General features: G+C 59.3%; 24 protein-coding genes. 15 read left to right on the top strand and 9 right to left on the bottom strand.

Annotated elements, in window-relative coordinates; all coding sequences use genetic code 11:
• Positions 1-873 (bottom strand): S-methyl-5'-thioadenosine phosphorylase, encoded by an 873-nt coding sequence (locus MHN28_RS03720; RefSeq protein ID WP_239336039.1) that lies wholly within the window; start codon positions 871-873, stop codon positions 1-3.
• Positions 874-1,078: 205 nt separating this feature from the next.
• Between MHN28_RS03720 and MHN28_RS03725 the strand changes: the two genes are divergently transcribed.
• Complete coding sequence (locus tag MHN28_RS03725) at positions 1,079-2,713, top strand: SulP family inorganic anion transporter (RefSeq protein ID WP_239336041.1); 1,635 nt, start codon at positions 1,079-1,081, stop codon at positions 2,711-2,713.
• Between the two features lie 27 nt (positions 2,714-2,740).
• On the opposite strand, the gene MHN28_RS03730 is transcribed toward MHN28_RS03725, so the two are convergent.
• Together MHN28_RS03730 and MHN28_RS03735 are read right to left on the bottom strand one after the other, a co-directional pair.
• On the bottom strand, positions 2,741-3,382 hold the full coding sequence (locus MHN28_RS03730) for a CatB-related O-acetyltransferase (RefSeq protein WP_239336043.1): 642 nt from the start codon (positions 3,380-3,382) through the stop codon (positions 2,741-2,743).
• Positions 3,382-3,987, bottom strand: coding sequence for a flavin reductase family protein (locus MHN28_RS03735; protein WP_239336045.1), 606 nt, complete (start codon positions 3,985-3,987; stop codon positions 3,382-3,384). Before MHN28_RS03735 ends, MHN28_RS03730 begins: the two co-directional genes overlap by 1 nt.
• 71 nt (positions 3,988-4,058) lie before the next feature.
• On the opposite strand from MHN28_RS03735, the gene MHN28_RS03740 reads away from it, so the two are divergent.
• From MHN28_RS03740 to MHN28_RS03760, 5 genes are all read left to right on the top strand, one after another.
• The gene (locus tag MHN28_RS03740) at positions 4,059-4,553 is read left to right on the top strand and encodes a GNAT family N-acetyltransferase (protein ID WP_239336047.1); all 495 of its coding nucleotides are present in this window, start codon (positions 4,059-4,061) and stop codon (positions 4,551-4,553) included.
• 52 nt (positions 4,554-4,605) lie between these two features.
• Positions 4,606-5,349: an EcsC family protein gene (locus MHN28_RS03745; RefSeq protein ID WP_239336049.1), complete on the top strand. Its 744-nt coding sequence runs from the start codon at positions 4,606-4,608 to the stop codon at positions 5,347-5,349.
• Between the two features lie 178 nt (positions 5,350-5,527).
• Positions 5,528-5,935 (top strand): NUDIX hydrolase, encoded by a 408-nt coding sequence (locus MHN28_RS03750; RefSeq protein WP_239336830.1) that lies wholly within the window; start codon positions 5,528-5,530, stop codon positions 5,933-5,935.
• A gap of 71 nt (positions 5,936-6,006) precedes the next feature.
• On the top strand, positions 6,007-6,450 hold the full coding sequence (locus tag MHN28_RS03755) for a DUF1178 family protein (protein WP_239336051.1): 444 nt from the start codon (positions 6,007-6,009) through the stop codon (positions 6,448-6,450).
• Between the two features lie 3 nt (positions 6,451-6,453).
• Positions 6,454-7,092 carry an SDR family oxidoreductase gene (locus MHN28_RS03760; RefSeq protein ID WP_239336053.1) on the top strand — a complete coding sequence of 213 codons (639 nt, stop codon included), beginning with the start codon at positions 6,454-6,456 and terminating at the stop codon, positions 7,090-7,092.
• On the opposite strand, the gene MHN28_RS03765 is transcribed toward MHN28_RS03760, so the two are convergent.
• Positions 7,086-7,439 (bottom strand): hypothetical protein, encoded by a 354-nt coding sequence (locus MHN28_RS03765; RefSeq protein WP_239336055.1) that lies wholly within the window; start codon positions 7,437-7,439, stop codon positions 7,086-7,088. The genes MHN28_RS03760 and MHN28_RS03765 overlap by 7 nt on opposite strands.
• Before the next feature lie 165 nt (positions 7,440-7,604).
• Between MHN28_RS03765 and MHN28_RS03770 the strand changes: the two genes are divergently transcribed.
• The 6 genes from MHN28_RS03770 to MHN28_RS03795 all read left to right on the top strand — a co-directional run bounded on the left by MHN28_RS03770 (position 7,605) and on the right by MHN28_RS03795 (position 16,387).
• Positions 7,605-8,843, top strand: a complete 1,239-nt coding sequence (locus tag MHN28_RS03770; RefSeq protein ID WP_239336057.1) for an aspartate kinase — start codon at positions 7,605-7,607, stop codon at positions 8,841-8,843.
• 44 nt (positions 8,844-8,887) lie between these two features.
• Complete coding sequence (gene ptsP / locus MHN28_RS03775) at positions 8,888-11,131, top strand: phosphoenolpyruvate--protein phosphotransferase (RefSeq protein WP_239336059.1); 2,244 nt, start codon at positions 8,888-8,890, stop codon at positions 11,129-11,131.
• 117 nt (positions 11,132-11,248) lie between these two features.
• Positions 11,249-12,694, top strand: coding sequence for a glucose-6-phosphate dehydrogenase (gene zwf / locus MHN28_RS03780; protein WP_239336068.1), 1,446 nt, complete (start codon positions 11,249-11,251; stop codon positions 12,692-12,694).
• Position 12,695: 1 nt separating this feature from the next.
• On the top strand, positions 12,696-14,501 hold the full coding sequence (edd, locus tag MHN28_RS03785) for a phosphogluconate dehydratase (protein ID WP_239336069.1): 1,806 nt from the start codon (positions 12,696-12,698) through the stop codon (positions 14,499-14,501).
• A 2-nt stretch (positions 14,502-14,503) separates the two neighbouring features.
• Positions 14,504-15,139 (top strand): bifunctional 4-hydroxy-2-oxoglutarate aldolase/2-dehydro-3-deoxy-phosphogluconate aldolase, encoded by a 636-nt coding sequence (locus MHN28_RS03790; protein WP_239336071.1) that lies wholly within the window; start codon positions 14,504-14,506, stop codon positions 15,137-15,139.
• Between the two features lie 51 nt (positions 15,140-15,190).
• The gene (locus MHN28_RS03795) at positions 15,191-16,387 is read left to right on the top strand and encodes an alanine--glyoxylate aminotransferase family protein (RefSeq protein ID WP_239336073.1); all 1,197 of its coding nucleotides are present in this window, start codon (positions 15,191-15,193) and stop codon (positions 16,385-16,387) included.
• Here the strand turns inward: MHN28_RS03795 and MHN28_RS03800 are convergent.
• Positions 16,384-17,484: a pyridoxal phosphate-dependent aminotransferase gene (locus MHN28_RS03800; protein WP_239336075.1), complete on the bottom strand. Its 1,101-nt coding sequence runs from the start codon at positions 17,482-17,484 to the stop codon at positions 16,384-16,386. The genes MHN28_RS03795 and MHN28_RS03800 overlap by 4 nt on opposite strands.
• A 94-nt stretch (positions 17,485-17,578) precedes the next feature.
• On the opposite strand from MHN28_RS03800, the gene MHN28_RS03805 reads away from it, so the two are divergent.
• The 3 genes from MHN28_RS03805 (at position 17,579) to MHN28_RS03815 (ending at position 19,864) form a co-directional block, all read left to right on the top strand.
• Complete coding sequence (locus tag MHN28_RS03805) at positions 17,579-18,649, top strand: SMP-30/gluconolactonase/LRE family protein (protein ID WP_239336076.1); 1,071 nt, start codon at positions 17,579-17,581, stop codon at positions 18,647-18,649.
• A gap of 64 nt (positions 18,650-18,713) precedes the next feature.
• Entirely contained in the window at positions 18,714-19,496 is a 783-nt protein-coding gene (locus MHN28_RS03810) for a crotonase/enoyl-CoA hydratase family protein (RefSeq protein WP_239336077.1), read from the top strand.
• A complete protein-coding gene (locus tag MHN28_RS03815) occupies positions 19,493-19,864 on the top strand; it encodes a VOC family protein (RefSeq protein WP_239336078.1) in 372 nt (123 codons plus the stop codon). The genes MHN28_RS03810 and MHN28_RS03815 overlap by 4 nt, the downstream gene beginning before the upstream one ends.
• On the opposite strand, the gene MHN28_RS03820 is transcribed toward MHN28_RS03815, so the two are convergent.
• From MHN28_RS03820 to MHN28_RS03835, 4 genes are all read right to left on the bottom strand, one after another.
• The gene (locus MHN28_RS03820; RefSeq protein WP_239336079.1) at positions 19,861-20,193 is read right to left on the bottom strand and encodes a DUF1992 domain-containing protein; all 333 of its coding nucleotides are present in this window, start codon (positions 20,191-20,193) and stop codon (positions 19,861-19,863) included. The genes MHN28_RS03815 and MHN28_RS03820 overlap by 4 nt on opposite strands.
• A 39-nt stretch (positions 20,194-20,232) precedes the next feature.
• A complete protein-coding gene (locus tag MHN28_RS03825) occupies positions 20,233-21,396 on the bottom strand; it encodes a benzoate/H(+) symporter BenE family transporter (RefSeq protein WP_239336080.1) in 1,164 nt (387 codons plus the stop codon).
• A gap of 140 nt (positions 21,397-21,536) precedes the next feature.
• Complete coding sequence (locus MHN28_RS03830) at positions 21,537-24,698, bottom strand: valine--tRNA ligase (protein WP_239336081.1); 3,162 nt, start codon at positions 24,696-24,698, stop codon at positions 21,537-21,539.
• Positions 24,699-24,816: 118 nt separating this feature from the next.
• Positions 24,817-25,713, bottom strand: coding sequence for a phytanoyl-CoA dioxygenase family protein (locus tag MHN28_RS03835; protein ID WP_239336082.1), 897 nt, complete (start codon positions 25,711-25,713; stop codon positions 24,817-24,819).
• Between the last annotated feature and the right edge of the window lie 26 nt (positions 25,714-25,739).

Consider the following 25,739-nt stretch of genomic DNA (forward strand, 5'->3'; position numbering starts at 1 on the left):
TCAGAGAACCCGACCGGCAACCGCATCCAGTTTGGCCACCAAGGCTGGGTCGCGTTTTTCCGGCGCGGTCAAAATGGCGAATTCCAGCGCACGGTCGCATCCATGAGGGCAGGGCTCGCGCTCGGCTCCCAACAGATCGGGCAGGCCTTTGACCAGCGCGCGGCCTTTTTCAGCATTTCCTGTCAGGGTGGCGATGATTGAGGTCACGTCCACCTCGCCGTGATCCGGGTGCCAACTGTCATAATCGGTGACCATGGCGATTGAGGCGTAACACAGCTCGGCCTCGCGCGCGAGTTTGGCTTCGGGCATATTGGTCATCCCGATCACGTCGCAGCCCCATTGCTCGCGATACATCCTGGATTCCGCCAGGGTCGAGAACAGGGGACCTTCCATCGCCAGATAGGTGCCGCCGCGATGGACGCTGATACCGGCGGCTTTGCCAGCGGTTTCGCAGGCGTCAGACAGGCGCGGGCATGTTGGATGGGCCACGCTCACATGGGCTACGCAGCCCGTGCCGAAAAAGCTTTTATCCCGCGCGAATGTCCGGTCGATGAATTGATCGACGATCACGAAATCCCCCGGTGCCATATGCTCGCGGAACGACCCGCAGGCCGAAACTGAGATCACGTCCGTCACACCCAGCCGTTTCAGTGCGTCGATGTTGGCCCGATAGGGAACCTCGGTTGGGGAATGTACGTGACCACGGCCATGGCGCGGCAGAAAGGCCATGTCCACGCCGTTGAGTGACCCGGTCAGGATTTGGTCCGAGGGCTCGCCCCAAGGCGTTTCAACCGTGACCCATTCCGCATTTTTCAACCCGTCGATGTCGTAAATGCCCGATCCGCCGATGATGGCGATTCTGGTCTTGGTCATGGCTGCTCTCCACGTGAAAAAAAACTGTCCCGGAATTTCTGCGTGGCGGTTGTGGGTTTGGCAAGTGGCTTCAAGGGTTTGTGTAGTAGGTTCTTGAGCTATGCGCTTAACGCATATCAGGGTCCCGATGGGTGCAGTACCTCATGGCGGTCATGACAGGTAAAAGGCCCCTTTCGCGCGAACACACAAATCCACAGGACGTCCCATGCCCCGAGCCATGCTGGCAAGCTTTGCCAATCGTATAGCCAAACCCGATCTTCGCTGGGTTCCGGACGAGGGGCTGACCTTTTCGCGCCTGAGGATTGAACTGCTGTCCGGCCTGACGGTTGCTCTGGCTCTGGTGCCGGAAGCTGTGGCTTTTGCCTTTGTTGCCGGGGTTCATCCGCTGGTCGGCCTTTACGCCGCCTTCATGGTGGGCCTGATTACCGCGTTGATCGGTGGACGTCCGGGCATGATTTCGGGTGCAACCGGCGCTTTGGCCGTTGTCATGGTGGCTCTGGTGGCCGAACACGGGGTTGAATACCTGTTCGCGACTGTTGTTCTGATGGGTATCCTGCAGGTCATTGCGGGGGCCATGCACTGGGGCCGGTTCATTCGATTGGTGCCGCATCCGGTGATGTTGGGCTTTGTGAATGGTCTGGCCATCGTGATCTTCCTGGCGCAGATGGGGCAGTTCAAGGTTCCGGGCAGCATGGAGAACACCGGCCACGGCGTGGGCGGCGGCGAATGGCTCTCGGGTTTGCAGCTTTATACCATGCTGGGTCTCGTGGCGCTGACCATGGCGGTGATCTGGATCATGCCGCGCATCACGCGCGTTGTGCCTGCTCCTTTGGCTGGGATTGTAGTTGTGGCCGCGCTGGTGATCGGTTTTGGCCTGGATGTGCCACGCGTTGGCGATCTGGCTTCGATTGAGGGTGGCCTGCCTGCGTTCCACATCCCGATGGTGCCGCTGAACTTTGATACCCTTGAGATCATCCTGCCTTACGCCGTCATTCTGGCGGCAATCGGCCTGATTGAATCCCTGCTGACCCTGAACCTCGTCGGAGAGATCACCGGCAAGCGGGGCGGAGCATCGCAGGAGTGCATCGCGCAGGGTGTCTCCAACGTGGCCACCGGGTTCTTCGGCGGCATGGGCGGTTGTGCGATGATCGGTCAGTCGATGATCAACGTAAAGTCCGGCGGTCGTACACGCATCGCCGGGATTGCGGCGGCGCTGTTCCTGCTGGTATTCATTATGTTCGCTTCGCCTCTGATTGAGCAAATCCCGCTGGCCGCTCTGGTCGGTGTGATGTTCATGGTGGTGATCGGAACCTTCGCGTGGAATTCGTTCAAGATCATGCGCAAAGTGCCTTTGATGGACGCTTTCGTCATCGTGCTGGTGACCGTCGTGACCGTCATGGAAGACCTTGCGGTTGCTGTGGTCGTCGGCGTGATCGTTTCAGCGTTGGCCTATGCCTGGAACAACGCCAAGCGCATCCATGCGGTCACGCGGGAATCGACCACGGAAGAGGGCGCAAAAGTCTATGAGATTCAGGGGCCGCTGTTCTTTGGCTCGTCTGACGGCTTTGTCGAGCTGTTCGACGTGGCGAACGACCCCGAAACCGTGATTGTGGACTTTGCTGAAAGCCGCGTCGTGGACCAATCGGCGTTGCAGGCGATTGAAAACATCGCTGCCAAGTACGAAGCTGCAGGCAAACGTGTCATGCTGCGTCACCTCAGCCGCGATTGCCACAGGCTGCTGAACAAGGCCGGTCACCTGATGGTCGACAGCGACGATGACCCGGATTACGAAATTGCGGTGGATTACTCGGTTCGCACCGGCATTCTGGGCGGACATTGAAAAAAAGGCGGCCGATTTGGCCGCCTTTTACTTTGGAGAAATCCGCTCCAATTCCTCGATGTTTCCAGACACTAGTGTCCCTTCGGCATCGGCAATCAACTCGGCGGGCCAATCCCACCAACTCAACGCCAGAAGCCGGTCGATTGTGTTTTTATCGAATCGAAGGCGTCTTACTTCGGCCGGGTTTCCGGTGACGATCGCATAGGGCGGCACTTCGCCGCGAACGACGGATCCGGCGCCAATGATCGCTCCTGATCCGATCTGCGCACCGGGCAGGATCATTGCGCCATAGCCGATCCAGACATCGTGCCCAATAAGCGTGTCACGCGTATCCGGCTGGTATCCCGTCATCCGCTCGGGGTTGAACACCGGAAACGGAAAACTGGTCAGCCCATCCATCGCATGATTGGCTGAGGATGTAATGAACCGAACGCCATGGGCGATCTGGCAGAATTTACCCAGTACCAGCTTTTCCCATGAGAAAGGGAATAAATAGGGAGCCAGGCGCGTGGCCCAATCCTCTGGCGCATCAAAATCCGAAGCATAGCTAAACGCGCCGGCCTCAAATCTTGGATGATCGATGGCTTGCGACAGAAACACTGTGCCACGATGCTCGGCACCGTCGGGAAGCGTGATCGGGTATCTGCGAGATGGGTCAGGTAGGGGCATCAATCATCCGGTCTGGAAAGGCTGAACAATTCCGTTACCACCGAGTAATCCCGGTACCCAAGCCGCGCCAGCGGTTGGAATGTTGTGACGTCAAACATGCCGTCCTTGAGGCAATCGTCGCGCAGGTGCACGCCCGTGACCTCGCCAAATACAACCCGATTGGCCTCGCCCGGAAGGGTAACGATCTGCGTAAGCTTGCACTCAAGTGCCGCCGGTGCATCCTCGATCCGGGCGCAGGCGATGGTTTCGCACTCTACCGGCGTCAGCCCGGCATGTCCGAACTCATCAACGTATTTTGGCAGGCCGGCAGAGCTTGCGTTCATCGCATCCCTGTGTGCGTGGGCCACGACGTTGACGCAGAACACCCCGGTCGCCTTGATATTGGCAAGGCTGTCTTTTGCGCCGTCCTGATCGTGTTTGGTCCCGGTCGAGGCGAACATGACCTGCGGCGGCGTGTATGCAACGCCGTTGAAGAACGAATAAGGTGCCAGATTGTTGATCCCACCTGCATCACGGGTCGAGATCCAACCGATCGGCCGCGGCGTGATAATGGCATTGAATGGATTGTGCGGCAGGCCGTGGCCGTCTTCGGGGCGATAGAACATATGGTCTCCAAGCGTTTGCCCAAGGCGTACCGAAGTGCTAGGGCGATTGCCAGCTAGGAAAAGAGGGCAGGGTGCAGCAGTTCGAGATCAGGCCGGAAGAGCCGGATGATTGGTGGGAGGTTGAAGCTCTTTATGACCTGTGCTTTGCGCCCGGGCGCGAGGCGCTGTCCTCGTATCGTTTGCGTGACGATGTTCCTCCCGTGTCCGGTCTGTCATTAGTCGCGCGCGATGGGCAGGGCATTCTGGCCGGTGCGATCCGGTTTTGGCCTGTGCATGTGGGCGAACACGATGCCTTGCTTCTTGGGCCTGTCGCCGTGCACCCGACCCATCAGGGCGAAGGATTGGGCGGCTTTCTGATTCATCATGGGTTGGAGGCTGGTCGGGACAGAGGCTGGCAAAGGGTAATGCTGGTCGGTGACGCGCCCTATTATGCCCGTTTCGGGTTCTCGCGCCTGATGGGCGTTGAAATGCCGCCTCCGACCAATCCGGACCGGGTTTTGGGCGTGGAACTGATCCCCGGTGTTTGGTCGGATGTATATGGCGCAGTGACCCGCTGGTCGCGCTGACCTATTGAAACCGCCGCAGTAAGTCCCGATGTTAAACGGCAGGAGGGCGTATATGCAGGACGTGGTTCTTGTTGAAAAACTGGACACCGAGGCCGAGTTGGACCGGTTGGCCAAGTGTTACAGGTCTGCCGGAGGGCCGGGTGTCAAACTGTTGAACAGTTTGGGCGGGTCGGCGGAATCCTTGCTCGAGCAGTTGCCAGCATCCGTACGGCAGGGCCTTACGGGCGCGACTGAGCAAGCATTGTGGCTTGCGATGCACGCGGCTGAGGGATCACGGCGCGCAGTGCCGGATCAGAAACCGTGGGTCAACACCGCTGTCGCGACCGCGATGGGCGCCGCAGGCGGCCTTGGTGGGGTGTCTACGGCCCTGATGGAATTACCTGCAACCACCGCCATGCTGTTACGCGCCATTCAGGGGGCGGCTTCCCGCGAAGGGTTTGATCCTTCTGAGGAAGGCGTGAAGTTTGACTGCGTTCAGGTTCTGTCTGCCGCCGGCCCATTGTCTTATGATGATGGGGCCGATCTGGGGTTCTTTTCGGTGCGCCTGACATTGACTGGCCCAGCAATGCAACGGCTGATCGCGGCAGTTGCTCCGCGCTTGTCCGTCGTGCTTGGCCAGAAACTGGCAGCGCAATCGGTTCCGGTTCTGGGCGCCATCGCCGGGGGCGGAACGAACTACGTCTACACCCGTTACTATCAGCAAGTCGCCAGGGTTCATTTTGGTTTGCGTCGACTGGCGATTGATGCAGATGTTCCTCATGAAGATCTGGTGAGCAAACTGGCGGCACGACTTTAGATCCTTCAGAGACTTGGAGGAGACCGCATTATATGGTATCCAGATCCCTACCAACCGCTAAATAAATACAAGATTATAGGTTGGTATACAGGTGCGGAATCAATTTGAAAGGCGGTTCAGCGTGGTCGATGCAGGGCTTTCGATCCACTTGCAGGGAAAAAGCAAACATCTTCAATTGATGCATCAGTCGGCTGCCTTGTGCTATCGCATCAAACAGGGTCGACCCGAAGTGCTACTTATCACAACGCGTAAATCGCACCGCTGGATCATACCAAAGGGGTGGTTGATCGATGGTTTGACTCCGTCCCAGACCGCCACGCAGGAAGCCTGGGAAGAAGCCGGTGTTAAGGGCAAATGTTCAGCTGATTTGCTTGGTCGCTTCACCTATTTGAAGAATTTTCCCGGTAAAGGACCGGTCTTGTGTTTGGTGGACGTTTTTCCGCTATATGTTCGGTCAATCGTTTCGGATTTCCCTGAACGGGACGAACGCAAAAGAAAGTGGGTTTCGCCGAAAAAGGCGGCCTCTCGGGTCAATTTTCCTGAACTCTCACGATTGTTACGCGAACTGGGGCCAGTTCTGCACTGACTTGCCTTGCGAAGGGCTTGATCTTGCCATGTCTGTCGGTATCTATTTGACTACCGAAATTTGGACGGAACATGATTCAATATTCGTTGAAATGCAGCCGCGGCCATACTTTTGACAGTTGGTTTCAATCGGCCGCCGCTTACGACAAGCTGGCATCCGCGGGCATGGTGACATGCGCTGTGTGCGGTGACGTGCACGTTGAAAAGGCGATCATGACCCCCCGGGTCCGTCCGGCGCGCAATGCGCAGGCACCGGAGCCTCAGGACAAGCCAATCGATGTCGCGACGCCGTCGCCGGATATCGAACAGGTGCTGGCCGATCTGCGGCGCAAGGTGGAAGAAAATTCCGACTATGTTGGCAAGGACTTTGCCACTGAGGCGCGCAAGATTCATCTGGGCGATGCGCCCGAGCGCGCGATTTACGGCGAGGCCAAGCCTGATGAAGCAAAGGCCTTGATTGAAGATGGCGTGCCAGTTGCGCCGTTACCCTTTTTACCGACCCGGAAAACGAACTGACTCATGCATGTGGTAATCACTGGTGCCAATCGTGGAATTGGACAAGCTCTGGCGGATCGTTATCGCGCGCAGGGTCAAGACGTTACCGGAACGGCCCGCAACACCAGTGCGCAAGTTGTACTGGATGTGACAGACCCTGCGCACCAGACCGCTATGGCAGAAGGGCTCGCGGGGCGTCCGGTTGACCTTCTGATCTGCAACGCAGGGGTTTATCTGGATAAGGGGCACGGCATTGACGGCTATCCGGCAGACATGTGGGCGAAGAGCTTTGCGACCAATGTGACCGGTGTGTTTCTAACCGTTCAGGCGTTGTTGCCCAATCTGAAGGCCGCACGAGGGAAAGTTGCGATTATGTCGTCGCAGATGGCGTCGCACACACGCGCGCCGGGAGGCAGCTATATCTACCGCGCGTCAAAGGCAGCAGCGCTTAATCTGGGGCGCAATCTGGCCACAGATCTGCGTGAGGACGGCGTCGCGGTTGGCATTTACCACCCCGGTTGGGTCCAGACGGACATGGGAGGTGCCGAAGCACCGATCACGGTTGACCAAGCCGCAGATGGGCTGGTCGATCGCTTTGAGGCGCTGTCGCTCGACAATTCCGGATGTTTCGAAACCTGGGACGGCCAGCCGCACGCTTATTGACGTTTCAGCGCCGCCGTGGGGATTTCGTAGACTTCATCGGGGTCAATATAGATCACAGTCAGATCGCCCCGTGTTTCATGGCTGATCCGGGCGGGTGAGCTGCTGGAACTTGGTACGCCATCCGTGAAATAGATGCTGCGCACCTCGCCACTGCCCAATCCCACAGCCAGGGTTGTGGTTCCGTCGTCGTGGTGGCGCAGCTCGGCATGACAACTGCTCATTGGCGCGCCGCCCGTGGCGCAGGGCACGGTGCCCAAAGCATTCTTGCCGTCTGTTGCGGCCAGTGTGGAAACCTGTGCAAAGGCGGGTGAGGACAGCAGGACAAGGGCTGCGGCAACGCGGAACATGGAAAACCTCTAGGAATATGTGTGGGCTACAGGCTGACACCCTCGGTGACGGTTGTAAAGCAGTCAGGTGCGGCAGTCGGATTGGTTATGAACACTTGCCCTCGCGGTCCCCCTCGCATAAGACGCTCGGGATCAGAAAACCATGGCGCGGAGACACTTGCCCCCATGCCCCTACTCGTGATGAAATTCGGCGGCACGTCGGTTGCCAACCTCGACCGTATCCGCCGCGCGGCAAAACGCATCGGCGTCGAAGTGGCCAAAGGGTATGACGTGATCGTCATCGTTTCGGCCATGTCCGGCAAAACAAACGAGCTTGTGGGTTGGGTCGACGAAACCTCGCCGCTGTACGACGCGCGTGAATATGACGCCGTCGTTTCGTCGGGCGAGAACGTGACCGCTGGTCTGATGGCGCTGACGCTGCAGGAGATGGATATCCCGGCGCGCAGCTGGCAGGGCTGGCAGGTTCCGTTGATGACGACCAGCGCGCACAGCCAGGCCCGGATCGAGGAAATTCCCACCGAGAACCTGAACCAGAAATTTGGTGAAGGCATGAAGGTGGCGGTTGTGGCTGGCTTCCAGGGCATCAGCCCCGAAGGCCGCATCACTACGCTGGGCCGTGGCGGGTCGGATACGACGGCCGTAGCATTTGCTGCTGCATTTGGTGCCGAGCGCTGCGACATCTACACGGACGTGGACGGCGTCTATACGACTGACCCGCGCATCTGCGAAAAGGCGCGCAAACTTGACCGCATCTCGTTTGAAGAGATGCTCGAACTGGCTTCGTTAGGGGCCAAGGTGCTGCAAACCCGCTCGGTCGAGTTGGCGATGCGGTATAAGGTGAAGCTCCGCGTGCTTTCTAGTTTCGAAGAACAATCCGACGAGGCCGGTACGCTGGTTGTCGACGAGGAGGATATCATGGAATCCAATGTTGTGGCCGGTGTGGCCTATTCCCGTGACGAGGCCAAGATGACCGTTGTATCGGTGGCAGACCGCCCCGGCATTGCCTCGATCATCTTTACCGCGCTCAGCGAAGAGGGCGTGAATGTGGACATGATCGTGCAGAACATCTCGGACGAGGGGCGCACGGACATGACCTTTTCCTGCCCGACCGATCAGGTGGCGCGCGCCGAAAAGGCGTTGCTGGCCATCAAGGAAAAAGGCGAGTTGAACTACGCTGAGCTGGTTGCCGACGAAGATGTCTGCAAGGTCTCGGTGGTAGGCATCGGCATGCGCTCGCAATCCGGTGTGGCGGCCAAAATGTTCAAGATTCTCTCGGATGAGGGGATCAACATTAAGGTCATTACAACCTCTGAGATCAAAATTTCCGTCCTCGTGGATCGGAAATACATGGAACTTGCTGTTCAGGCACTGCATGATGCCTTTGAATTGGACAAGGCGGCCTGAGCAATTCGGCCAATGGGCGCCTGATACCGTAAAGTGGTTGGGCCATGGCGGAAGGCACCGAAACAGAATCCCGTAAGCTGCTGGGGCGGCTGCGCGAAGAGATGGCGAGCGAAGCCGCCGGTCAGGAACGTCTTGACCGGATAACCCATCTGATTGCAGACAGCATTCGGGCCGAGGTGTGTTCGATCTATCTGTTCAGGGATGCTGATACTCTGGAACTTTGCGCGACCGAAGGGTTGTCGCCCGAGTCTGTCCACAAAACCCGCATGCGGTTGGGTGAGGGCCTTGTCGGCCGCGTTGCCCAGTCTGGCAAGGTTGTGAACACGGCGGATGCGCCTTCGACCAAAGGATTCCGATACATGCCGGAAACCGGCGAAGAACGGTTCTCGTCGTTCATCGGGGTGCCGGTTCAGCGTCTTGGCGAGAAATTGGGCGTTCTGGTTGTCCAATCCCGCGACGCACGCTTGTATTCCGCCGACGAGGTCTATGCGCTGGAAGTGGTTGCCATGGTTTTGGCGGAAATGGCCGAGCTTGGCGCATTTGTCGGCGAGGGTGCCGCGCTGTCGCCCCGGCACCAGCAATCGGTGCAGTTCAGCGGCGGTCCGGCCCAGGAAGGGTCTGCCGAGGGGCATGTTTGGCTGCACGAACCTCGGGTGGTTGTCACCAATCCGATTGCCGATGACCCCCACCGGGAACGCGAACGCCTGACCGAGGCCGTGGACGAGCTGCGCGTGGGCGTCGACAAGATGCTGGAGATCTCGCAGGGTGGCGACAAGGAACAGCTCCAGGTTCTGGAAGCCTATCGCATGTTTGCCAATTCCAAAGGCTGGATGCGCCGGATGGAAGAAGATATCGCGCTGGGCCTCAGCGCCGAAGCTGCGGTTGAGAAAGAACAATCCCAGGCGCGCGCTCGCATGGGGCAGGTGACTGACCCCTATTTGCGCGAACGACTGGCTGACCTGGACGACCTCAGCAACCGGTTGCTGCGTATCCTGACCGGGCAGGGGGGCACCAACGGGGCTGACCTTCCGCCCGACCCGATCCTGATTGCGCGCAACATTGGGCCCGGCGATTTGCTGGAATATGGGCGGTCGCTGAAAGGTATCGTTCTCGAAGAAGGGTCGGTTGGCAGTCACGCTACGATTGTGGCCCGCGCACTGGCGATCCCGCTGGTGGTTCATGTCGGGCACATTACCACCGAGGCGCTGAACGGTGACCAAATTCTGGTCGATGGTGATCAGGGCATCGTGCATTTGCGCCCCGAGGACACAGTCGTCACTGCTTTCCGCGACAAGATCGCCATGCAGGCCAAGGCGCAGGAACGCTATGCCTCAATCCGCGATACGCCGACAGTGACGCGTGATGGCGAGCGGATAAACCTTGTCATGAACGCGGGACTGATGGCCGACCTGCCGTCGCTGGGCAATTCCGGGGCCGAGGGTGTGGGCCTGTTCCGGACCGAATTGCAGTTTCTAATCCGCAACCAAATGCCCAAGCGATCCGAGCTTGTGACGCAATATCAGCGCGTTATGGACGCTGCTGGCGAAAAGCGCGTGGTGTTCCGAACGCTGGATATCGGGTCGGACAAAGTGCTGCCCTACATGAAGCACGTAGAAGAACCGAACCCCGCTTTGGGCTGGCGCGCGATTCGCGTTGGACTGGACAAGCGCGGCGTGATGCGGATGCAGTTGCAGGCCCTGATGCGCGCTGCAAATGGTCGTCCACTGACGCTGATGTTTCCATTCGTTGCGCAGGCTGACGAATTCCGCGAGGCCAAGTGGGAAGTCAACAAAACCATCGAACGCGAAAAGCGCCTCGGCCACGTGCTGCCCGAGTCAATTGAGGTCGGCGCGATGCTTGAAACTCCCTCGCTGGCCTTTGCTCCGCAGAAGTTCTTTGACGAAGTCGATTTCGTCTCAATCGGCGGTAATGACCTGAAGCAGTTCTTCTTTGCTGCCGACCGCGAAAACGAACTGGTGCGCCGCCGGTATGACACGCTGAATGTCAGCTTCCTCAGTTTCATCGAGCGGATTGTCGAGCGCTGCAATATCTCGAACACGCCGCTCAGCTTCTGTGGCGAAGACGCGGGGCGTCCGGTTGAGGCGCTGTGTCTTGCCGCGATGGGCATCCGGTCACTGTCGATGCGCCCAGCGTCGATCGGACCAGTCAAAAGCGTGCTGCTGCGCGCCGACCTGCAGGCATTGCGCAAGATCATCGCTGACGCCCGTCATCGAGGTGAACAATCCGTGCGACCGGCGGTTATGGAGTGGTTGCGGAATCTGGGTTGATTTTCCAGTCGTGCTTCCCTATTCAGTGCATAAATGTTAGCGGTAACAATGCCTGTATCACGCGGATCGCAATTGCGGTGTTAGAGTGATACCAGCGACACTTGAAGGAGCCGATGGATGGTTTCACGCGTAATTCCGGTACACCCGTTCGATCTGGTGTTATTCGGCGCGACCGGCGATCTCGCACAGCGCAAGATCTTGCCCGGGCTCTACCACCGGTTTGAGGTCGGCCAGATGCCGGAAGAAGCCCGGATCATCGGTACAGCGCGGTCTGATATGGACAGTGACGCGTTTCGCGACCAGATTCGCGCTTCGATGAAAGAGTTCGCGCCCGCATTCAAAAAGGATGTACTGGACCAGTTTCTGAACAGAGTGGAATACGTATCGGTCGACGCATTGGGCGACGCTGGCTGGGCAGACTTGGCCAAGGCCCTGCGCCCTGATGTGGTGCGTGCGTTCTACCTTTCCGTTGGTCCCAACCTGTTCTCGGGTATCGCTCAACGGCTCAGCGATAACGGTCTGGCCACGCCAGACAGCCGTATCGTGGTCGAAAAACCATTCGGTCATGATCTGGCGTCGGCCAAGGCTCTGAACGAAGGGTTGCGCGCCTGTTTCGAGGAACATCAGATTTACCGGATCGACCACTATCTGGGCAAAGAGACGGTGCAGAACCTGATGGCCCTGCGCTTTGCCAATTCCCTGTTCGAACCACTTTGGAATTCAACCCATGTCGACCATGTGCAGATCACGGTGGCCGAAACCGTCGGGGTCGAGGGGCGCGGGGCTTATTATGATCAGTCGGGTGCCATGCGGGATATGGTGCAGAACCACCTTGTGCAACTTCTGTGCCTGACCGCGATGGAGCCGCCGTCCAAATTCTCACCGAACGCGGTGCGTGACGAAAAGGTCAAGGTTATCGAAGCATTGGAGCCCGTCGCCCCGTCGGACATCGCCCGCGGGCAATACCGGACAGGCAAGGGCAGCGACGGTTATCTGGACCACGTCGGAAAACCCGCCAGCCGCACCGAAAGCTACATTGCGCTTAAGGTTCATCTAGGCAACTGGCGCTGGGCCGGGGTGCCGTTCTATCTGCGCACAGGCAAACGTCTGAGGGCGCGAGAATCCGAGATCGCGGTTTTTTTCCGCGACCCGCCGCATACGATCTTTCCCAATGTTGGCCCACTGCATGGCAACGTGCTGGTGATCCGACTGCAGCCGGACGAAGGTATCACCCTGCGCACGACCATCAAAGAGCCGGGGCAGGGTGGGTTTCGCTTGTCTGATGTCGCCCTGGACATGAGCTTTGCCGATGCTCTTGGCGACGAGTCGCAATCTCCGGACGCTTATGAGCGGCTGGTGATGGACGTCATTCGCGGAGACCAGACCCTGTTCATGCGTGGGGATGAGGCCGAGGCCGCATGGGCCTGGGTTGATCCGATCATTCAGGGTTGGGAAGATCGCGGCGATCGGCCGGCAAAGTACGATCAGGGCAGTTCTGGGCCGGAAGAAGCGCTCATGCTGATGCATCGTGACGGGCGCCGCTGGCGTCAGATTGGGGGTTAAAGTGGTACAGTCTGTTATTGCCGACGTCACCAAACGGATCATCGAGCGAAGCGCCGACTTGCGCGGCCCCCATCTGGAACGAATGGAACACGCCCGGTCCAAAGGCCCGGCTCGTGCGCATTTGTCCTGCAGTGGTCAGGCCCATGCCTATGCAGGGGCGGGCGCGGATCAGCTGGCCATGGCGACCGGTACGGCGGGAAACCTTGGTATTGTGACCGCCTACAACGACATGCTGTCGGCCCATCAGCCTTTTGAGCGCTATCCTGGCCTGATCCGCGATGCGATCCGTGAAGCTGGCGGTACTGCGCAGGTTGCGGGTGGCGTTCCGGCGATGTGCGACGGTGTCACCCAGGGCGAGGCGGGCATGGAATTGTCCTTGTTCTCGCGCGATGTGATCGCACTGGCGACGGGTGTTGCGCTCAGCCACAACACTTACGATGCTGCAGTCTTTCTTGGTGTTTGCGACAAGATCGTTCCCGGCTTGGTTATTGGGGCACAGGCATTTGGACATCTTCCGGCAGTCTTCCTGCCCGCTGGTCCCATGACCAGCGGATTGCCAAATGACGAGAAAGCCAAGGTACGCCAGAAGTTCGCAGCCGGAGAAGTTGGGCGCGAAGAACTCATGGCCGCCGAGATGGCCGCGTATCACGGACCCGGCACCTGTACCTTCTACGGCACGGCCAACACGAACCAGATGTTGATGGAGTTCATGGGCCTGCACCTGCCGGGCTCGAGTTTTGTCAATCCGAACACCCCTTTGCGCGACGCGTTGACCGAGGAAGGGGCTCGACGTGCCTTGTCTCTGAGCGCACTGGGCAACAACTATACGCCGGTCTATCAAGTGCTGGACGAGCGCGCGTTTGTAAACGGGATCGTTGGCCTGATGGCGACGGGTGGTTCGACGAACCTGCTGATCCACCTGATCGCAATGGCCCGTGCAGGTGGTATCGCTCTGGATTGGCAAGACTTTTCGGACATCTCTGCAGTGGTCCCGCTGGTTGCGCGGGTGTACCCGAACGGTTTGGCCGACGTGAACCATTTCCACGCGGCGGGCGGTCTTGGCTACTGCATCGGAACACTGCTGGAAGATGGCCTTTTGCACCCCGATACGCTGACCGTCGCCGGGCAGGGCCTGCACAACTACACCAAAGAGCCCAAGCTGATCGACGACGAACTGGTGTGGGAAGACGGCGCAGGGCACAGCCTGAACGAAAAGATCGTGCGCTCTGCCAAAGATCCGTTCCAACCCACTGGCGGACTGTCGCGACTGACCGGCAACCTCGGCACCGCCGTGATGAAAGTCTCGGCTGTTGCGCCTGAACACCAGGTTGTCGAAGCCCCGGTTCGCGTGTTCCACGATCAGGATGAGGTCAAAGCCGCATTCAAGGCCGGAGAGTTCACCGATGACGTTATCGTTGTTGTTCGCTTCCAGGGGCCCAAGGCAAACGGGATGCCCGAGCTGCACTCGTTGACCCCGATCCTGTCGATCCTGCAGGGCCGCGGCCAAAAGGTGGCTTTGGTGACCGATGGTCGTATGTCCGGCGCGTCGGGCAAGGTGCCCGCGGCGATCCACGTTTGTCCCGAGGCACTGGACGGTGGACCAATTGCTTGTCTGCAGGACGGAGACCTCTTGCGGGTCGATGCCGTGAAGGGTGAGCTGGAAATCCTGACGCCCGGAGTTCTGGATCGGGCACCGGTCACAGCCGACCTATCGGCCAATCAACACGGCGTCGGGCGCGACCTGTTCGGTGCATTCCGCAACGCCGTCGGCTCGGCCGATGCCGGTGCCAGCATTTTCGGAGCGTAATTATGTCCCCTAAAACCCAACGCACCCTCAAGATCTGCGAACTTGCGCCCATAGTACCGGTTCTGGTCGTCGATGATGCGGCGCAGGCGCGTCCACTTGCCGAAGCACTGGTCGCAGGTGGCTTACCCGCGCTGGAGGTCACCCTGCGTACACCGGCGGCCTTGGATGCGATCCGCGCCATGGCCGAAGTGCCCGGGGGTGTGGTTGGTGCTGGCACTTTGGTCACCCCCGAGGATGTCCGCGCGGCAAAAGAGGCGGGCGCGCAATTTGGTGTCTCTCCCGGTGCAACCGACGCCTTGATCGCCGCCTGCGAGGCCGAGGACTTGCCTCTGCTTCCCGGCGCGGCCACGGCCAGCGAGGCGATGCGTCTGCTGGAACTGGGTTATGACATGCTGAAGTTCTTCCCGGCTGAAGCCTCGGGCGGGGCGCCTGCTTTGAAGGCTATCGGGGCACCTTTGCCGCAGATCACGTTCTGTCCCACGGGTGGTGTTTCGCCCTCAAACGCGCGTGACTACCTGTCCTTGTCTAATGTGGTCTGTGCCGGTGGCAGCTGGGTTGCGCCGAAGCAGATGGTGGTCGAGGGCAATTGGGCGGGGATCGAAACACTTGCGCACGAGGCATCAAAGCTGATGGATTGACGCCACCCAAAGCTGCGCTAGGGTGGGCGACAATTCATACAGGTTGATCCCATGACTAACTCGATTTCTCTTGCGCAGGGGCGCGAGTATCTCGCTATTCCCGGTCCTTCGGTCATGCCCGATGCGGTTTTGCAGGCCATGCACCGGCCTTCGCCAAACATTTACGAAGGCGAACTGATCGAGATGATGCCTGCTCTGACGCGCGATCTGTGCCGCGTGGCGCGCACGGATCACAATGTCGCCATTTACATCGCCAACGGCCACGGAACCTGGGAAGCCGCTCTGTCGAACGTCATTGCGCCGGGGGAAACGGTTTTGGCTCCGGCATCGGGGCGTTTTACCCATGGTTGGGCCGAGATGGCCGAAGGAATCGGTGCCAAGGTCGACCTGATCGATTTCGGATTGTCGTCAGCGTGGGATTTCGATCAGATCGCTGACACCCTGCGCGCCGATGAAACGCACCGGATCAAGGCTGTTCTGGCCGTTCATGTGGATACGTCCTCGTCCATCCGAAACGACATCCCGGCACTGCGTGCATTGCTGGACGATCTGGGCCATCCGGCATTGCTGATGGCGGATTGCATTGCCTCGCTGGGCTGCGACCGGTTTGAAATGGACCCATGGGGCGTCGATGTCATGGTCACGGCCTGTCAGAAGGGGCTGATGACGCCTGCGGGGACCGGTTTCGTCTTTTTCAACGACAAAGCGCAGGCCAAACAAGCGTCCATGCCCCGTGTCTCGCAATACTGGGACTGGCAACCGCGGGCCAACCCCGAGTTGTTCTATCAGTACTTCAATGGCACCGCGCCGACCCATCACCTCTATGGCCTGCGCGCGGCGTTGGACATGATCCACGCTGAAGGGATGGAACAGGTCTGGGCGCGTCACGAACGTCTGGCCACCGCGATCTGGGCCGCCTGCGAAACCTGGGCGGAAGGTGGCGCCTTACAGATAAACGTGGCCGATCGTTCGCTCCGCAGTCATGCCGTCACTGCATTACGTTTGACCGACGGGCGTGGCACTCCTTTGCGCGAGTTCACGGAATCCCAACTTGGACTGACGCTGGGCATCGGGCTGGGGATGGAGGACTGGGACGGGTGCTTCCGACTGGGCCACATGGGCTATATCAATGCCCAGATGGTCATGGCCATGTTGGGCGGCATGGAGACAGCGATGGCCGCATTGGACATCCCGCGCGGAAATGGCGCGTTGGAGGCCGCTGCAGCGGTGCTCGCGTCGAAAGACTAATCCTGCGCCTCTGCAAGTGCCTTTGGCAACGCAGCAGCAAAAGCATCCAGATCGGATGCCTCTCCGCAACTGACGCGGATGCATCTGTTCTGAGGCGCAGCAAAAGGCATACGCACGAAAATGCCCTGCGCGACCAACGAGTCCAAAACGGCCTTGGCGAACGCCCCATCCCGGCCACAGTCGATGGCAACAAAATTTGTGGCCGAGGGCAGGGGCTTCAGCCCGTTCTCCCGCGCAATCTGACCGACCCGTTCGCGCGCTTCGGTGATCTTGGCTTGCACGTGTTCCAGCCACGCGGAATCCTGCAGTGCCGCCAGCGCTCCGGCCTGCGCAGCCCGGTTCATGCCGAAGTGGTTGCGCACCTTGTTGAAGGCTGAGATCAGGCCGGGCGCGCCGATTGCATAACCAACCCGCGCACCTGCCATGCCGTAAACCTTCGAAAAGGTTCGCATCCGGATCACGCGGGGATCATTCGCGTCCACGGGGGCGGCAGTGCCATCCGGCGCGCATTCCACATAGGCCTCGTCCAGCACCAACAGGCAGCCGTCGGGCAGATATTCCATGGCCGCAACGATCTCCGCACCGGTATGCCAACTGCCCATCGGATTGTCCGGGTTGGCCAGATAGACCAACTTGGCGTCGAACTCAGTCGCTTTGGCGAACAGGGCCTTCGGGTCTTCGCGATCATCGCGATAGGGTACCTTGTGCAGCGTGCCGCCAAAGCCTGCCACGTGGTAATTGAACGTGGGGTAGGCTCCGTCCGAAGTCACCACCGCGTCACCGGGTCCGACCAGCAGGCGCACCAGATAGCCCAGCAGGCCATCAATCCCTTCACCAACCACGATATTCTCGGGACTGATCCCATGATGATCCGCCAAGGCGTTGCGCAGATCGTGGTTTTCGGGGTCGCCATACATCCAGATGCCTGAATCCGCCATCGCCGCGATGGCGCGGGGGGAGGGACCGAACACGCTCTCATTTGCACCCAGACGCGCCACAAACGGCGCGCCGCGTTGGCGCTCCTGCGTTTCGGGGCCGACAAATGGCACGGTTGCAGGCAGGGATTGGGCAAGCGGGGTATAACGTGGGTCAGTCATGTGGGCAGATAAACGCAAGGTCACCTGACAGGCAAGCTTGCGTTACAGGGTGTCGCCTCGCATTGTTAGTGTAAAAACAAAGGGAGGAGCGCATATGCGCATCGTACTTGGCCTGATCATTATCGGCCTTGCCTATCTGATATTCTGGCCGGTTCCGGTTCAGCCGGTGGCCTGGATCCCGCCCCAAGCGCCGGGTTTTACAGGCGACTTCGCGGAAAACAGCGAATTGGACAAACTGGAACTGATCGTGCTGCCAGAAGACGAGGTCGGTCCCGAGGACATTGCGATACTGCCCGACGGTTCTGTGTACACAACCACATTGGCGGGTGCGCTCTATCGGATCGACGGGGACGCACCGGTCAAAATCGACGACCTCGGCGGCCGGCCACTGGGTCTGAAGGCCGGACCGGATGAAGCGCTTTACATAGCCGATAGTTTCCGAGGTGTGATGCGATGGACCGGTCCGGGCACGCTGGAATCTCTGGTGTCGGAAATCGATGGTGCGCCGGTGGTTTATGCAAACCAACTAGATGTGGCACAGGATGGAACGATCTACTTCTCCAACTCGTCCGACCGGTTCGATCCCGAAACGATGGGTGGGACCAAGCCGACCTCGGTCCTGACGATTTGGGAGCAATCTGACACCGGCTATGTCGCGCGCCACGCCCCTGATGGCACGACCGAGAAAGTGGCCGATGGTTTCGTGTATACGAATGGCGTTGCTCTTTCTCCGGAGGAGGATTTTCTGCTCATCGCCGAAACCGGTCGCGCACGGGTGCATAAACTATGGCTGACGGGTCCCAACGCTGGCCAGCAGGAAGTTCTGATGGATAACCTGCCCGGCTATCCCGATAACCTGGAGGCACAGGGCGATGGCACCTATTGGATGGCTTTCGCCAGCCCGCGGGTGCCGAGCGAAGCACTGATGCCATACCCGTTCCTGCGCAAGGTGATCTGGCGGCTTGGCCCGATGGTGCGGCCCGCTCCGATTCATCGCGGAATGGTGGTGCAATTCGACGGTGACGGGTATATTTTGCGGACCTTACAGGACCCCGAAGGGCGGTTGGGCATCACCACCGGCGGTAAAGTTGTCGGCGATCAGTTTTATGTCATGACATTGGACTCCCCGTGGTTTGGACGGATGCCTGCGGCAAACCTGCCCTAACGTTGAGGTGGAACTTGAAGGGGCTTCCGGGCAAGGTGATCACGACCTGAATTGGGAGGCCTGAATGTCACGCGTATCCGTCGAGTACAAAGATCACATCGCCCATGTCACGCTGACGCGCGGTGATAAAATGAACGCGCTGGACGATGCGATGATCAAGGCCATCATTTCTGCCGGGCAGGAGGTCGCGGCCTCGGATGCCCGAGCAGTGGTGCTGTCGGGCGAGGGCAAGAGCTTTTGCGCGGGTCTGGACATGGCAAGCTTTGCCAGCATGGCCCAGACGGACCCGACCGAATGGCTGATGTCCCGCAGTCACAAAGACGCCAACGAGGTGCAAGAAGTTGTCTTGGTGTGGCGGCGTGTTCCGGTTCCCGTCATCTGTGCCATCCAAGGAGTTGCCTATGGCGGGGGGCTGCAGCTTGCGCTGGGCGCGGATATCCGCATTGCGCACCCTGATACCAAACTGGCGGTGATGGAGATGAAATGGGGCCTCATCCCGGATATGGGCGGCATGGTTCTGCTGCCGGAACTGGTGCGTTCGGACGTGTTGCGCCTGTTGACCTATACAGCCCGTCCTATTGGTGCGACTCAGGCGGCGGAATGGGGGCTGGTCACCAAGCTGTCGGACGACCCTTTGTCCGAGGCGTTGGCTTTGGCTGAAGACATCGCGGGCCAAAGCCCTTCTGCCATCCGTTCGGCCAAACGCCTGATCGAGGTCGCCGAATCCAAATCCCGCACCGAGGTTTTGATCGAAGAATCCTCGGAACAAGTGGAGCTGATCGGGAAACCGGACCAGATGGAGGTCATCGCGGCACGAATGCAAGGTCGCAAGCCTGAATTCAAATGACCTCGCCTCCCGTCACCCGTTTGATCCTGTACGCCAAGGATGTCGAAGGTATGGTGCGGTTCTACGAGTCCCATTTTGGCTACAAGGCACGCCAACTTGTAAGCGACCGGATCGTCGAACTGGTGCCCGATGGGGCTGGGCTGCGTCTGATGCTGCATCCGGCCAGTAAGGCCGCGCGCCAGGGGCAGTCGGCTGTTAAGATCGTTTTTGATGTCGCGGATGTTGCTGCGTTTTGCACCCAAGCAGCGCAAAAAGGCCTGCAATTCGGCCCAATACACAAGGCAGAGGGATACAGTTTCGCTAATGCCAAGGATCCGTCCGGGAACTCTATTTCCGTGTCCAGCAGAGCGTTTGTAACGGGTATTTAACGCAGGAACGCCCGCCTCGCGTCGCGCGCCATGTTGTAGCGCATCTCAAGCTCAGCGATCAGCGCCATCGTGATCTTACGCTCTTTGGGATCAGTTTGGGCAGCATAAGCTTTGCGTGCAGCATCAAGCTTTTTCTTGATGTCGAACTCTTCGGGCAGAACACCTGCCTGGGCCATTATCCGGTGACCGGCAGCCAGAGCCGGGTCGGTCTGAGCCTCGGATGAGCGATCGGGCAGGGGCTGACCTTCGCCCTCCAACCCTTCCAACTGGCCTTCGGCCTGCGCCTTCTTGATCTGTCGTTCGATCAGTTTTCCAAGCGATCCAAGCATGGCCCAAGTATACTCGGGTGCTTCGGCAGCTGAAAGTACTCACCGTGTACGGTTGGCGACCAGATAGGCAATGCCACCTGCCGCCAGTCCCCAAACCGCAGCACCTAACCCAAATACTGTGATACCGGACGCGGTGATCGCGAAGGTCAGGATGGCCGCTTCCCGTTCTGCCGGTACCTCAAGCGCGGCAAAGGTCGCGTTTGCCAATACGCCGATCAACGCGATCCCGGTCAGAGTTCCCATCAAAAGCGGGTCGGCATGGGCCGCGAACCCTGTGATTGCCACGGCGAACACGCCGAAAATGCAGTAGAACACGCCTGCCATGACCGCTGACCAATAGCGCTGGTCCGGGTCGGGGTGGCTGTCCTCATTCGAACACATCGCGGCAGTAATCGCGGCGAGACAAGTGGCAGGTGCTCCGAAGGGTGCGGACAAAATGCTGGCGCCTCCGACCGCTGAGAACAGTTTGCCGGTGTTGGGCGAATATCCATAGCTGCGCATAACAGCGATGCCGGGAATGTTTTGAGTGGCCATGGTGACGATGAACAATGGGATGCCGATCCCGATGGCAGAGGCCACAGAGAAGGTAGGCATTGTCCAGACCGGGGCGGCCACAAAAAGCTCGGGCCTGACCGAGCTGTCGCCGACGTTCAAAACCACCACGATCGCCGCTGCGATAACCGCTGCTGGAACCGCGAACAGTCGATTGACCCGCCCGGCAATAAACCACGTCAGGATGACTGGAAGCGCTTGCCAGGGCAGTTCAACTGCCGCCTTGAACGGAATAATGCACAAGGGCAGCAGAACCCCGCCCAGCATGGCTTGCGCCAGCGTTGTTGGTATAGCCGCCGCCAGCCGCCCAAGCGGACGCCATAGCCCTGCAAGCACCGTCAGCGCACCGGCGCAGAGAAACGCGCCTACGGCGCCCGAGAAGCCAGCAGCAGGTGGCGCCGAGACTGCAAGCAGCGCAGCCCCCGGCGTGGACCACGCCACGCTGATCGGTTGCTTGTACCACAGGCTTAGAATGACTGCCGCCAAGCCCATTGCCACTGCGGCCATCATTAAACCGGACGCGGATTCAGCTGCCGACGCCTTCATCGCGGCAAGGCCCTGCAGGACAATCGGGAATGAGCTGAAAAAGCCGACGACCGCCACTACAAGTCCGGTCGAAATCGTCTGCACAGGGGGAAGGGAACGCGCCATGACTGCCTCAGATTTATCTGATGAACTTGCTAACAATCGCAAGCCGCTGGGAACAAGGGGAAAAGCCTTTGGGCAAATGAAAACCCCGCCGGATCAGGGGCGGGGTTCGGGATTTGAGTATTTTTGAAAAGATGAAGTGGTCAGGCGATTTCGGCCAGACGGGCCAGCGCCTCATCCAGTTTGGCCTCTTCCTCTTCGCGGGCGGCGAGATTGGCCTTGGCTTCCGCAACAACCTCTTCCGGGGCAGAGGCCACGAATTTGGGGTTGTTCAGGCGACCGCGCAGACCGCCCAGTTCCTTGGCCAGCTTGCCTTTGGCTTTCTCCAGACGTTCTTTTTCGGCGCCGATGTCGATGATATCCGCCAGCGGCAGACCAAAGCTTGCACCGGGGGCAGCGATGGAAATTGTGCCCTTTGGCAGCTCATCCGCCTTGGTAAGGCTGTCAATCCGCGCCAGACGTTTGATCAACGCCTCGTTGCGGTCCCATGCGGCTTGGCCATTGGCGTCGATTTCGGTCACCAGCATCGGTACATAGAGGCCAGCCGGAACCCGCATCTGCGCACGGGCCGAACGGGTGTTTTCGATCACCGAAATTACCCAGTTCATTTCACGGTCCGCATCCGCGTCGATCAGGTCTGCGGCAGCGTAGGTCGGCCAGTCGGCGTGGACGACCATCTTGGCGCGGCTACCGGTCAGCCCCCACAGCTCTTCGGTGATGAAAGGCATGATCGGGTGCAGCAGGACCATGCACTGATCCAGAACCCAGCGCATGGTGGCGCGGGTCTCGGCCTGTGCTTCGGCGTCATCGCCTTGCAGCAGAGGTTTGGACAACTCGACGTACCAGTCGCAGACCTTGCCCCAGACAAAGGCGTATAGCCCGTTGGCCGCATCGTTGAAACGATAGCTTTCCAGCGCCGCGTCAACCTCTTCCCGCACGCGAGCGGTTTCGCCGATGATCCAGCGGTTCACGGCGGCCTTTGGCTTCAGATCGGCCACGTCCAGTTGTGGAACGGCGTCGTTGAATACTTCGTTCATCTCAGCAAAGCGGACGGCGTTCCACAGCTTGGTGCCGAAGTTGCGATACCCGGTGATGCGGTCTTTGGACAGTTTCAACACACCACCAATCGCCGCCATTGAGGCGTTGGTAAAGCGCAGCGCGTCGGCGCCGAATTCGTCCACGATTTCCAGAGGGTCAATGACGTTGCCGGTGGTCTTGGACATCTTCTTGCCCTTCTCGTCGCGAACGAGCTGGTGCAGGTAGACTGTGTGGAACGGGATCTCGTTGACCACGGCCAGTTGCATCATCATCATCCGGGCGACCCAGAAGAACAGAATATCCGCACCGGTGATCAGAACGTCCGTAGGGAAGTAGCGTTCCAGCTCTTCGGTCTTTTCGGGCCAGCCCAGCGTACCGATGGGCCAGAGGCCGGATGAGAACCACGTGTCGAGGACGTCGGGGTCGCGCCAGACCGGGTAAACCAGTTTGGTTGGATCCTGTTCAACGGCGTACTGAGCAAGGCTCTCTGCGAACCGATGCATTGCCTCGTGTTTGTCCGCAACTTCAACAACGGTTGCGTGGCTCAGCGGGCTAGGAATGTTGGCGTTGTCGTCCAAGAATTTTTCAGTGACGGCCTCCAGGCTGGGTGCGCATTCCATGACATTGCCACGGTGCAGCATGCCGCCTTCGTTCAGCAAGCGACCCAATTCGACCAGATCAAGGTCGCCATCGTTCTCGTCATCGACGAAGTTTTCGGCGGATAGATCCAAGCCGTACCAGACCGGAATCTGATGCCCCCACCACAGCTGGCGCGAGATGCACCAGGGTTCGATGTTTTCCAGCCAGTGGTAATAGGTCTTTTCGCCCGACTCAGGGATGATCTTGACTGTGCCGTCTTTGACGGCGTCCAGCGCGGGGCCGACGATTTTTTCGGCATCCACGAACCACTGGTCGGTGAACATCGGCTCAATCACAACTTTCGAGCGGTCGCCGAAGGGCTGCATGATCGGTTTGCTCTCGACCAGCGGGACCAGCTTATCCGCGCCCTCAGCTTCGGGCTTCAAAGCAGCCGAACCCAGAATCGGATTATCCGCGCGGGTCATAACGGCCAGACCGTCAGCGGTGATCTCTTCGACAACCTTCGCCCGCGCTTCAAAACGGTCGAGCCCGCGCAGGTGGTCGGGGACTAGGTTGATCGCGTCGATCTCGTTCTCAGTGAACTCACGTCCACGCGCGTATTCCTGCGCCTTACCTGCCTCTTCAGCGTAAGGAGCACCATCGGCCCGCATCGAACCTTTGGTATCCATCAGGCGGTACATCGGAATGCCGCCGCGCTTGGCGACCATGTTGTCGTTGAAATCATGCGCGCCGGTGATCTTCACCGCACCCGAGCCGAAGTCGGGGTCCGGGTAATCATCAGTGATGATCGGAATCTGACGGCGATGCTCTTTAGGACCAACCGGGATTTCGCAGAGTTTGCCGACGATTGGCGCGTAACGCTCATCTGACGGATGCACCGCCACAGCGCCGTCGCCCAGCATGGTTTCGGGACGGGTCGTGGCAATCGAGATATAGTCGCGTTCTTCCTCGAGGATGACGTTCCCGTCCTCGTCTTTTTCGACATAGGTGTAGGTCTCGCCACCGGCCAGCGGGTACTTAAAATGCCACATGTGGCCCGCAACTTCGATGTTCTCGACTTCGAGGTCCGAGATCGCGGTCTCGAAATGCGGGTCCCAGTTGACCAGACGCTTGCCGCGATAGATCAGGCCCTTTTCGTACATGTCGACGAAGACCTTGATGACAGCATCGTGGAAGTTGGCCGAGTTCTCATGTCCGGTCCGCGGATCACGCGGCGCGCCCGCCATGGTAAAGGCATTGCGTGACCAGTCGCAGGAGGAGCCCAAACGCTTGAGCTGCTCGATGATCGTGCCGCCATATTCGCCTTTCCACTCCCAGACCTTGTCCAGAAACGCTTCACGCCCCAGCTCACGCCGACTTGGCTGCTGGGTGGCGGCCAGCATCTTTTCCACCTGCATCTGCGTGGCGATACCGGCATGGTCCTGTCCGGGCTGCCAAAGCGTGTCGAAGCCGCGCATCCGGTGCCAGCGGGTCAGGATGTCCTGCAGGGTGTTGTTGAAGGCGTGGCCCACATGCAAAGCGCCGGTCACGTTGGGCGGCGGGATCATGATGGTAAAGCTTTCGTCGCGCGATTTGTTCGCGCCTGCCTTGAAGGCTCCGGCCTCTTCCCAGGCCTTGTAGATGCGGGCCTCGGCCTCGGCCGCGTTGAATGTCTTTTCCATCGCCATGGGGTGCGTCCTGCGTCATCAATCTCGGGTCAGCGCCTGCAATAGCGAATGCGTGAGGGAAGGGGAAGGGTCTGCGCGTGGATCAGGTGCCAAAGCATCGATCCAGCACGCCTGATTTCTATCCGTTTGTGGCGGCGGAATCGTAGAGCTTCAACGTTTCCGCCGCGCCCTGCGCCATTGCCTTGGCCTGATCTTCGCGTATCCGAGTGTACAATTCCAAAGCATCGGCAGAGAACAGATCTGCGGGCGCAGGGATTTGGATAAAGTTCCCGACCCGGTCCTCGCCACGAGCCAGGATGGCATAGTCGCGATCGGCCACTTTCTGTTGCGCGTTGGGGTTCAGATAGCGGATGGCAAGTCCGATCCGCCGGTCATCCGATACGTTCGGACCTGATCCATGAATTGTCAGCCCGTGATGCAGCGACATCTGACCCGGCTGCAATTCAATGTGCGTCTTGTCTTGTTCGGCAACGTCTACGGCCACTTCCTGCCCACGTGACAGCAGATTGCTGTCCGAGAACGTGTCATTATGCGGTAGGATCGGATTCTTGTGGCTGCCTTTGACGAAATCCATACAGCCGCTTTCGACTGTTGCAGGTGACAGTGCGATCCACGCTGTCACTTGATCGGGAGTTTCGCCCATACCCCAATAAGTCAGGTCTTGATGCATGCCGACGACCTGTGTCGTGTGGGGTTCCTTGATGAACAGTTCCGCCGACCACAGCAGCAGATCCGGCCCCAATACGCCTTCGACGACGTCCAGAACCCGCGGGTCCAGTGCGATGCGGGTGACAAGCGGCATGACCACATGCGCATTCACTCGTTTGTACATGTTGAGCGGAAGCGGCAGATCTGCCTCACGCCATGTTTGTTCGATCTCTTCCAACTCAGCGCGCATCACTGCAACTTCATCGGTATCGAACACAGTTGTCGGAAAGACAAAGCCGTTGTTCCAGTAGTCGTCGATAAGTTCGGGCGTCAGGCGACCGTTCTTCAGGGCGATTGGGGTTGTCATGAGACCTCCGTCAGGCTGAACCGCGT

This window comes from Ruegeria sp. Ofav3-42, assembly GCF_022347725.1.
Classification (GTDB): Bacteria; Pseudomonadota; Alphaproteobacteria; order Rhodobacterales; family Rhodobacteraceae; genus Ruegeria.

Excerpts from the sequence above, each read along its gene's own strand:
- MHN28_RS03735 (WP_239336045.1), bottom strand. The coding sequence starts at position 3,987 with ATGTTCTATCGCCCCGAAGACGGCCACGGCCTGCCGCACAATCCATTC.
- MHN28_RS03720 (WP_239336039.1), bottom strand. The coding sequence starts at position 873 with ATGACCAAGACCAGAATCGCCATCATCGGCGGATCGGGCATTTACGAC.
- zwf (WP_239336068.1), top strand. The coding sequence starts at position 11,249 with ATGGTTTCACGCGTAATTCCGGTACACCCGTTCGATCTGGTGTTATTC.
- MHN28_RS03725 (WP_239336041.1), top strand. The coding sequence starts at position 1,079 with ATGCCCCGAGCCATGCTGGCAAGCTTTGCCAATCGTATAGCCAAACCC.
- MHN28_RS03765 (WP_239336055.1), bottom strand. The coding sequence starts at position 7,439 with ATGTTCCGCGTTGCCGCAGCCCTTGTCCTGCTGTCCTCACCCGCCTTT.
- MHN28_RS03750 (WP_239336830.1), top strand. The coding sequence starts at position 5,528 with ATGCATCAGTCGGCTGCCTTGTGCTATCGCATCAAACAGGGTCGACCC.
- MHN28_RS03790 (WP_239336071.1), top strand. The coding sequence starts at position 14,504 with ATGTCCCCTAAAACCCAACGCACCCTCAAGATCTGCGAACTTGCGCCC.
- MHN28_RS03810 (WP_239336077.1), top strand. The coding sequence starts at position 18,714 with ATGTCACGCGTATCCGTCGAGTACAAAGATCACATCGCCCATGTCACG.
- MHN28_RS03730 (WP_239336043.1), bottom strand. The coding sequence starts at position 3,382 with ATGCCCCTACCTGACCCATCTCGCAGATACCCGATCACGCTTCCCGAC.
- MHN28_RS03820 (WP_239336079.1), bottom strand. The coding sequence starts at position 20,193 with ATGCTTGGATCGCTTGGAAAACTGATCGAACGACAGATCAAGAAGGCG.
- MHN28_RS03755 (WP_239336051.1), top strand. The coding sequence starts at position 6,007 with ATGATTCAATATTCGTTGAAATGCAGCCGCGGCCATACTTTTGACAGT.
- MHN28_RS03770 (WP_239336057.1), top strand. The coding sequence starts at position 7,605 with ATGCCCCTACTCGTGATGAAATTCGGCGGCACGTCGGTTGCCAACCTC.
- MHN28_RS03800 (WP_239336075.1), bottom strand. The coding sequence starts at position 17,484 with ATGACTGACCCACGTTATACCCCGCTTGCCCAATCCCTGCCTGCAACC.
- MHN28_RS03835 (WP_239336082.1), bottom strand. The coding sequence starts at position 25,713 with ATGACAACCCCAATCGCCCTGAAGAACGGTCGCCTGACGCCCGAACTT.
- ptsP (WP_239336059.1), top strand. The coding sequence starts at position 8,888 with ATGGCGGAAGGCACCGAAACAGAATCCCGTAAGCTGCTGGGGCGGCTG.
- MHN28_RS03805 (WP_239336076.1), top strand. The coding sequence starts at position 17,579 with ATGCGCATCGTACTTGGCCTGATCATTATCGGCCTTGCCTATCTGATA.
- MHN28_RS03745 (WP_239336049.1), top strand. The coding sequence starts at position 4,606 with ATGCAGGACGTGGTTCTTGTTGAAAAACTGGACACCGAGGCCGAGTTG.
- MHN28_RS03760 (WP_239336053.1), top strand. The coding sequence starts at position 6,454 with ATGCATGTGGTAATCACTGGTGCCAATCGTGGAATTGGACAAGCTCTG.
- MHN28_RS03815 (WP_239336078.1), top strand. The coding sequence starts at position 19,493 with ATGACCTCGCCTCCCGTCACCCGTTTGATCCTGTACGCCAAGGATGTC.
- MHN28_RS03830 (WP_239336081.1), bottom strand. The coding sequence starts at position 24,698 with ATGGCGATGGAAAAGACATTCAACGCGGCCGAGGCCGAGGCCCGCATC.
- MHN28_RS03795 (WP_239336073.1), top strand. The coding sequence starts at position 15,191 with ATGACTAACTCGATTTCTCTTGCGCAGGGGCGCGAGTATCTCGCTATT.
- MHN28_RS03825 (WP_239336080.1), bottom strand. The coding sequence starts at position 21,396 with ATGGCGCGTTCCCTTCCCCCTGTGCAGACGATTTCGACCGGACTTGTA.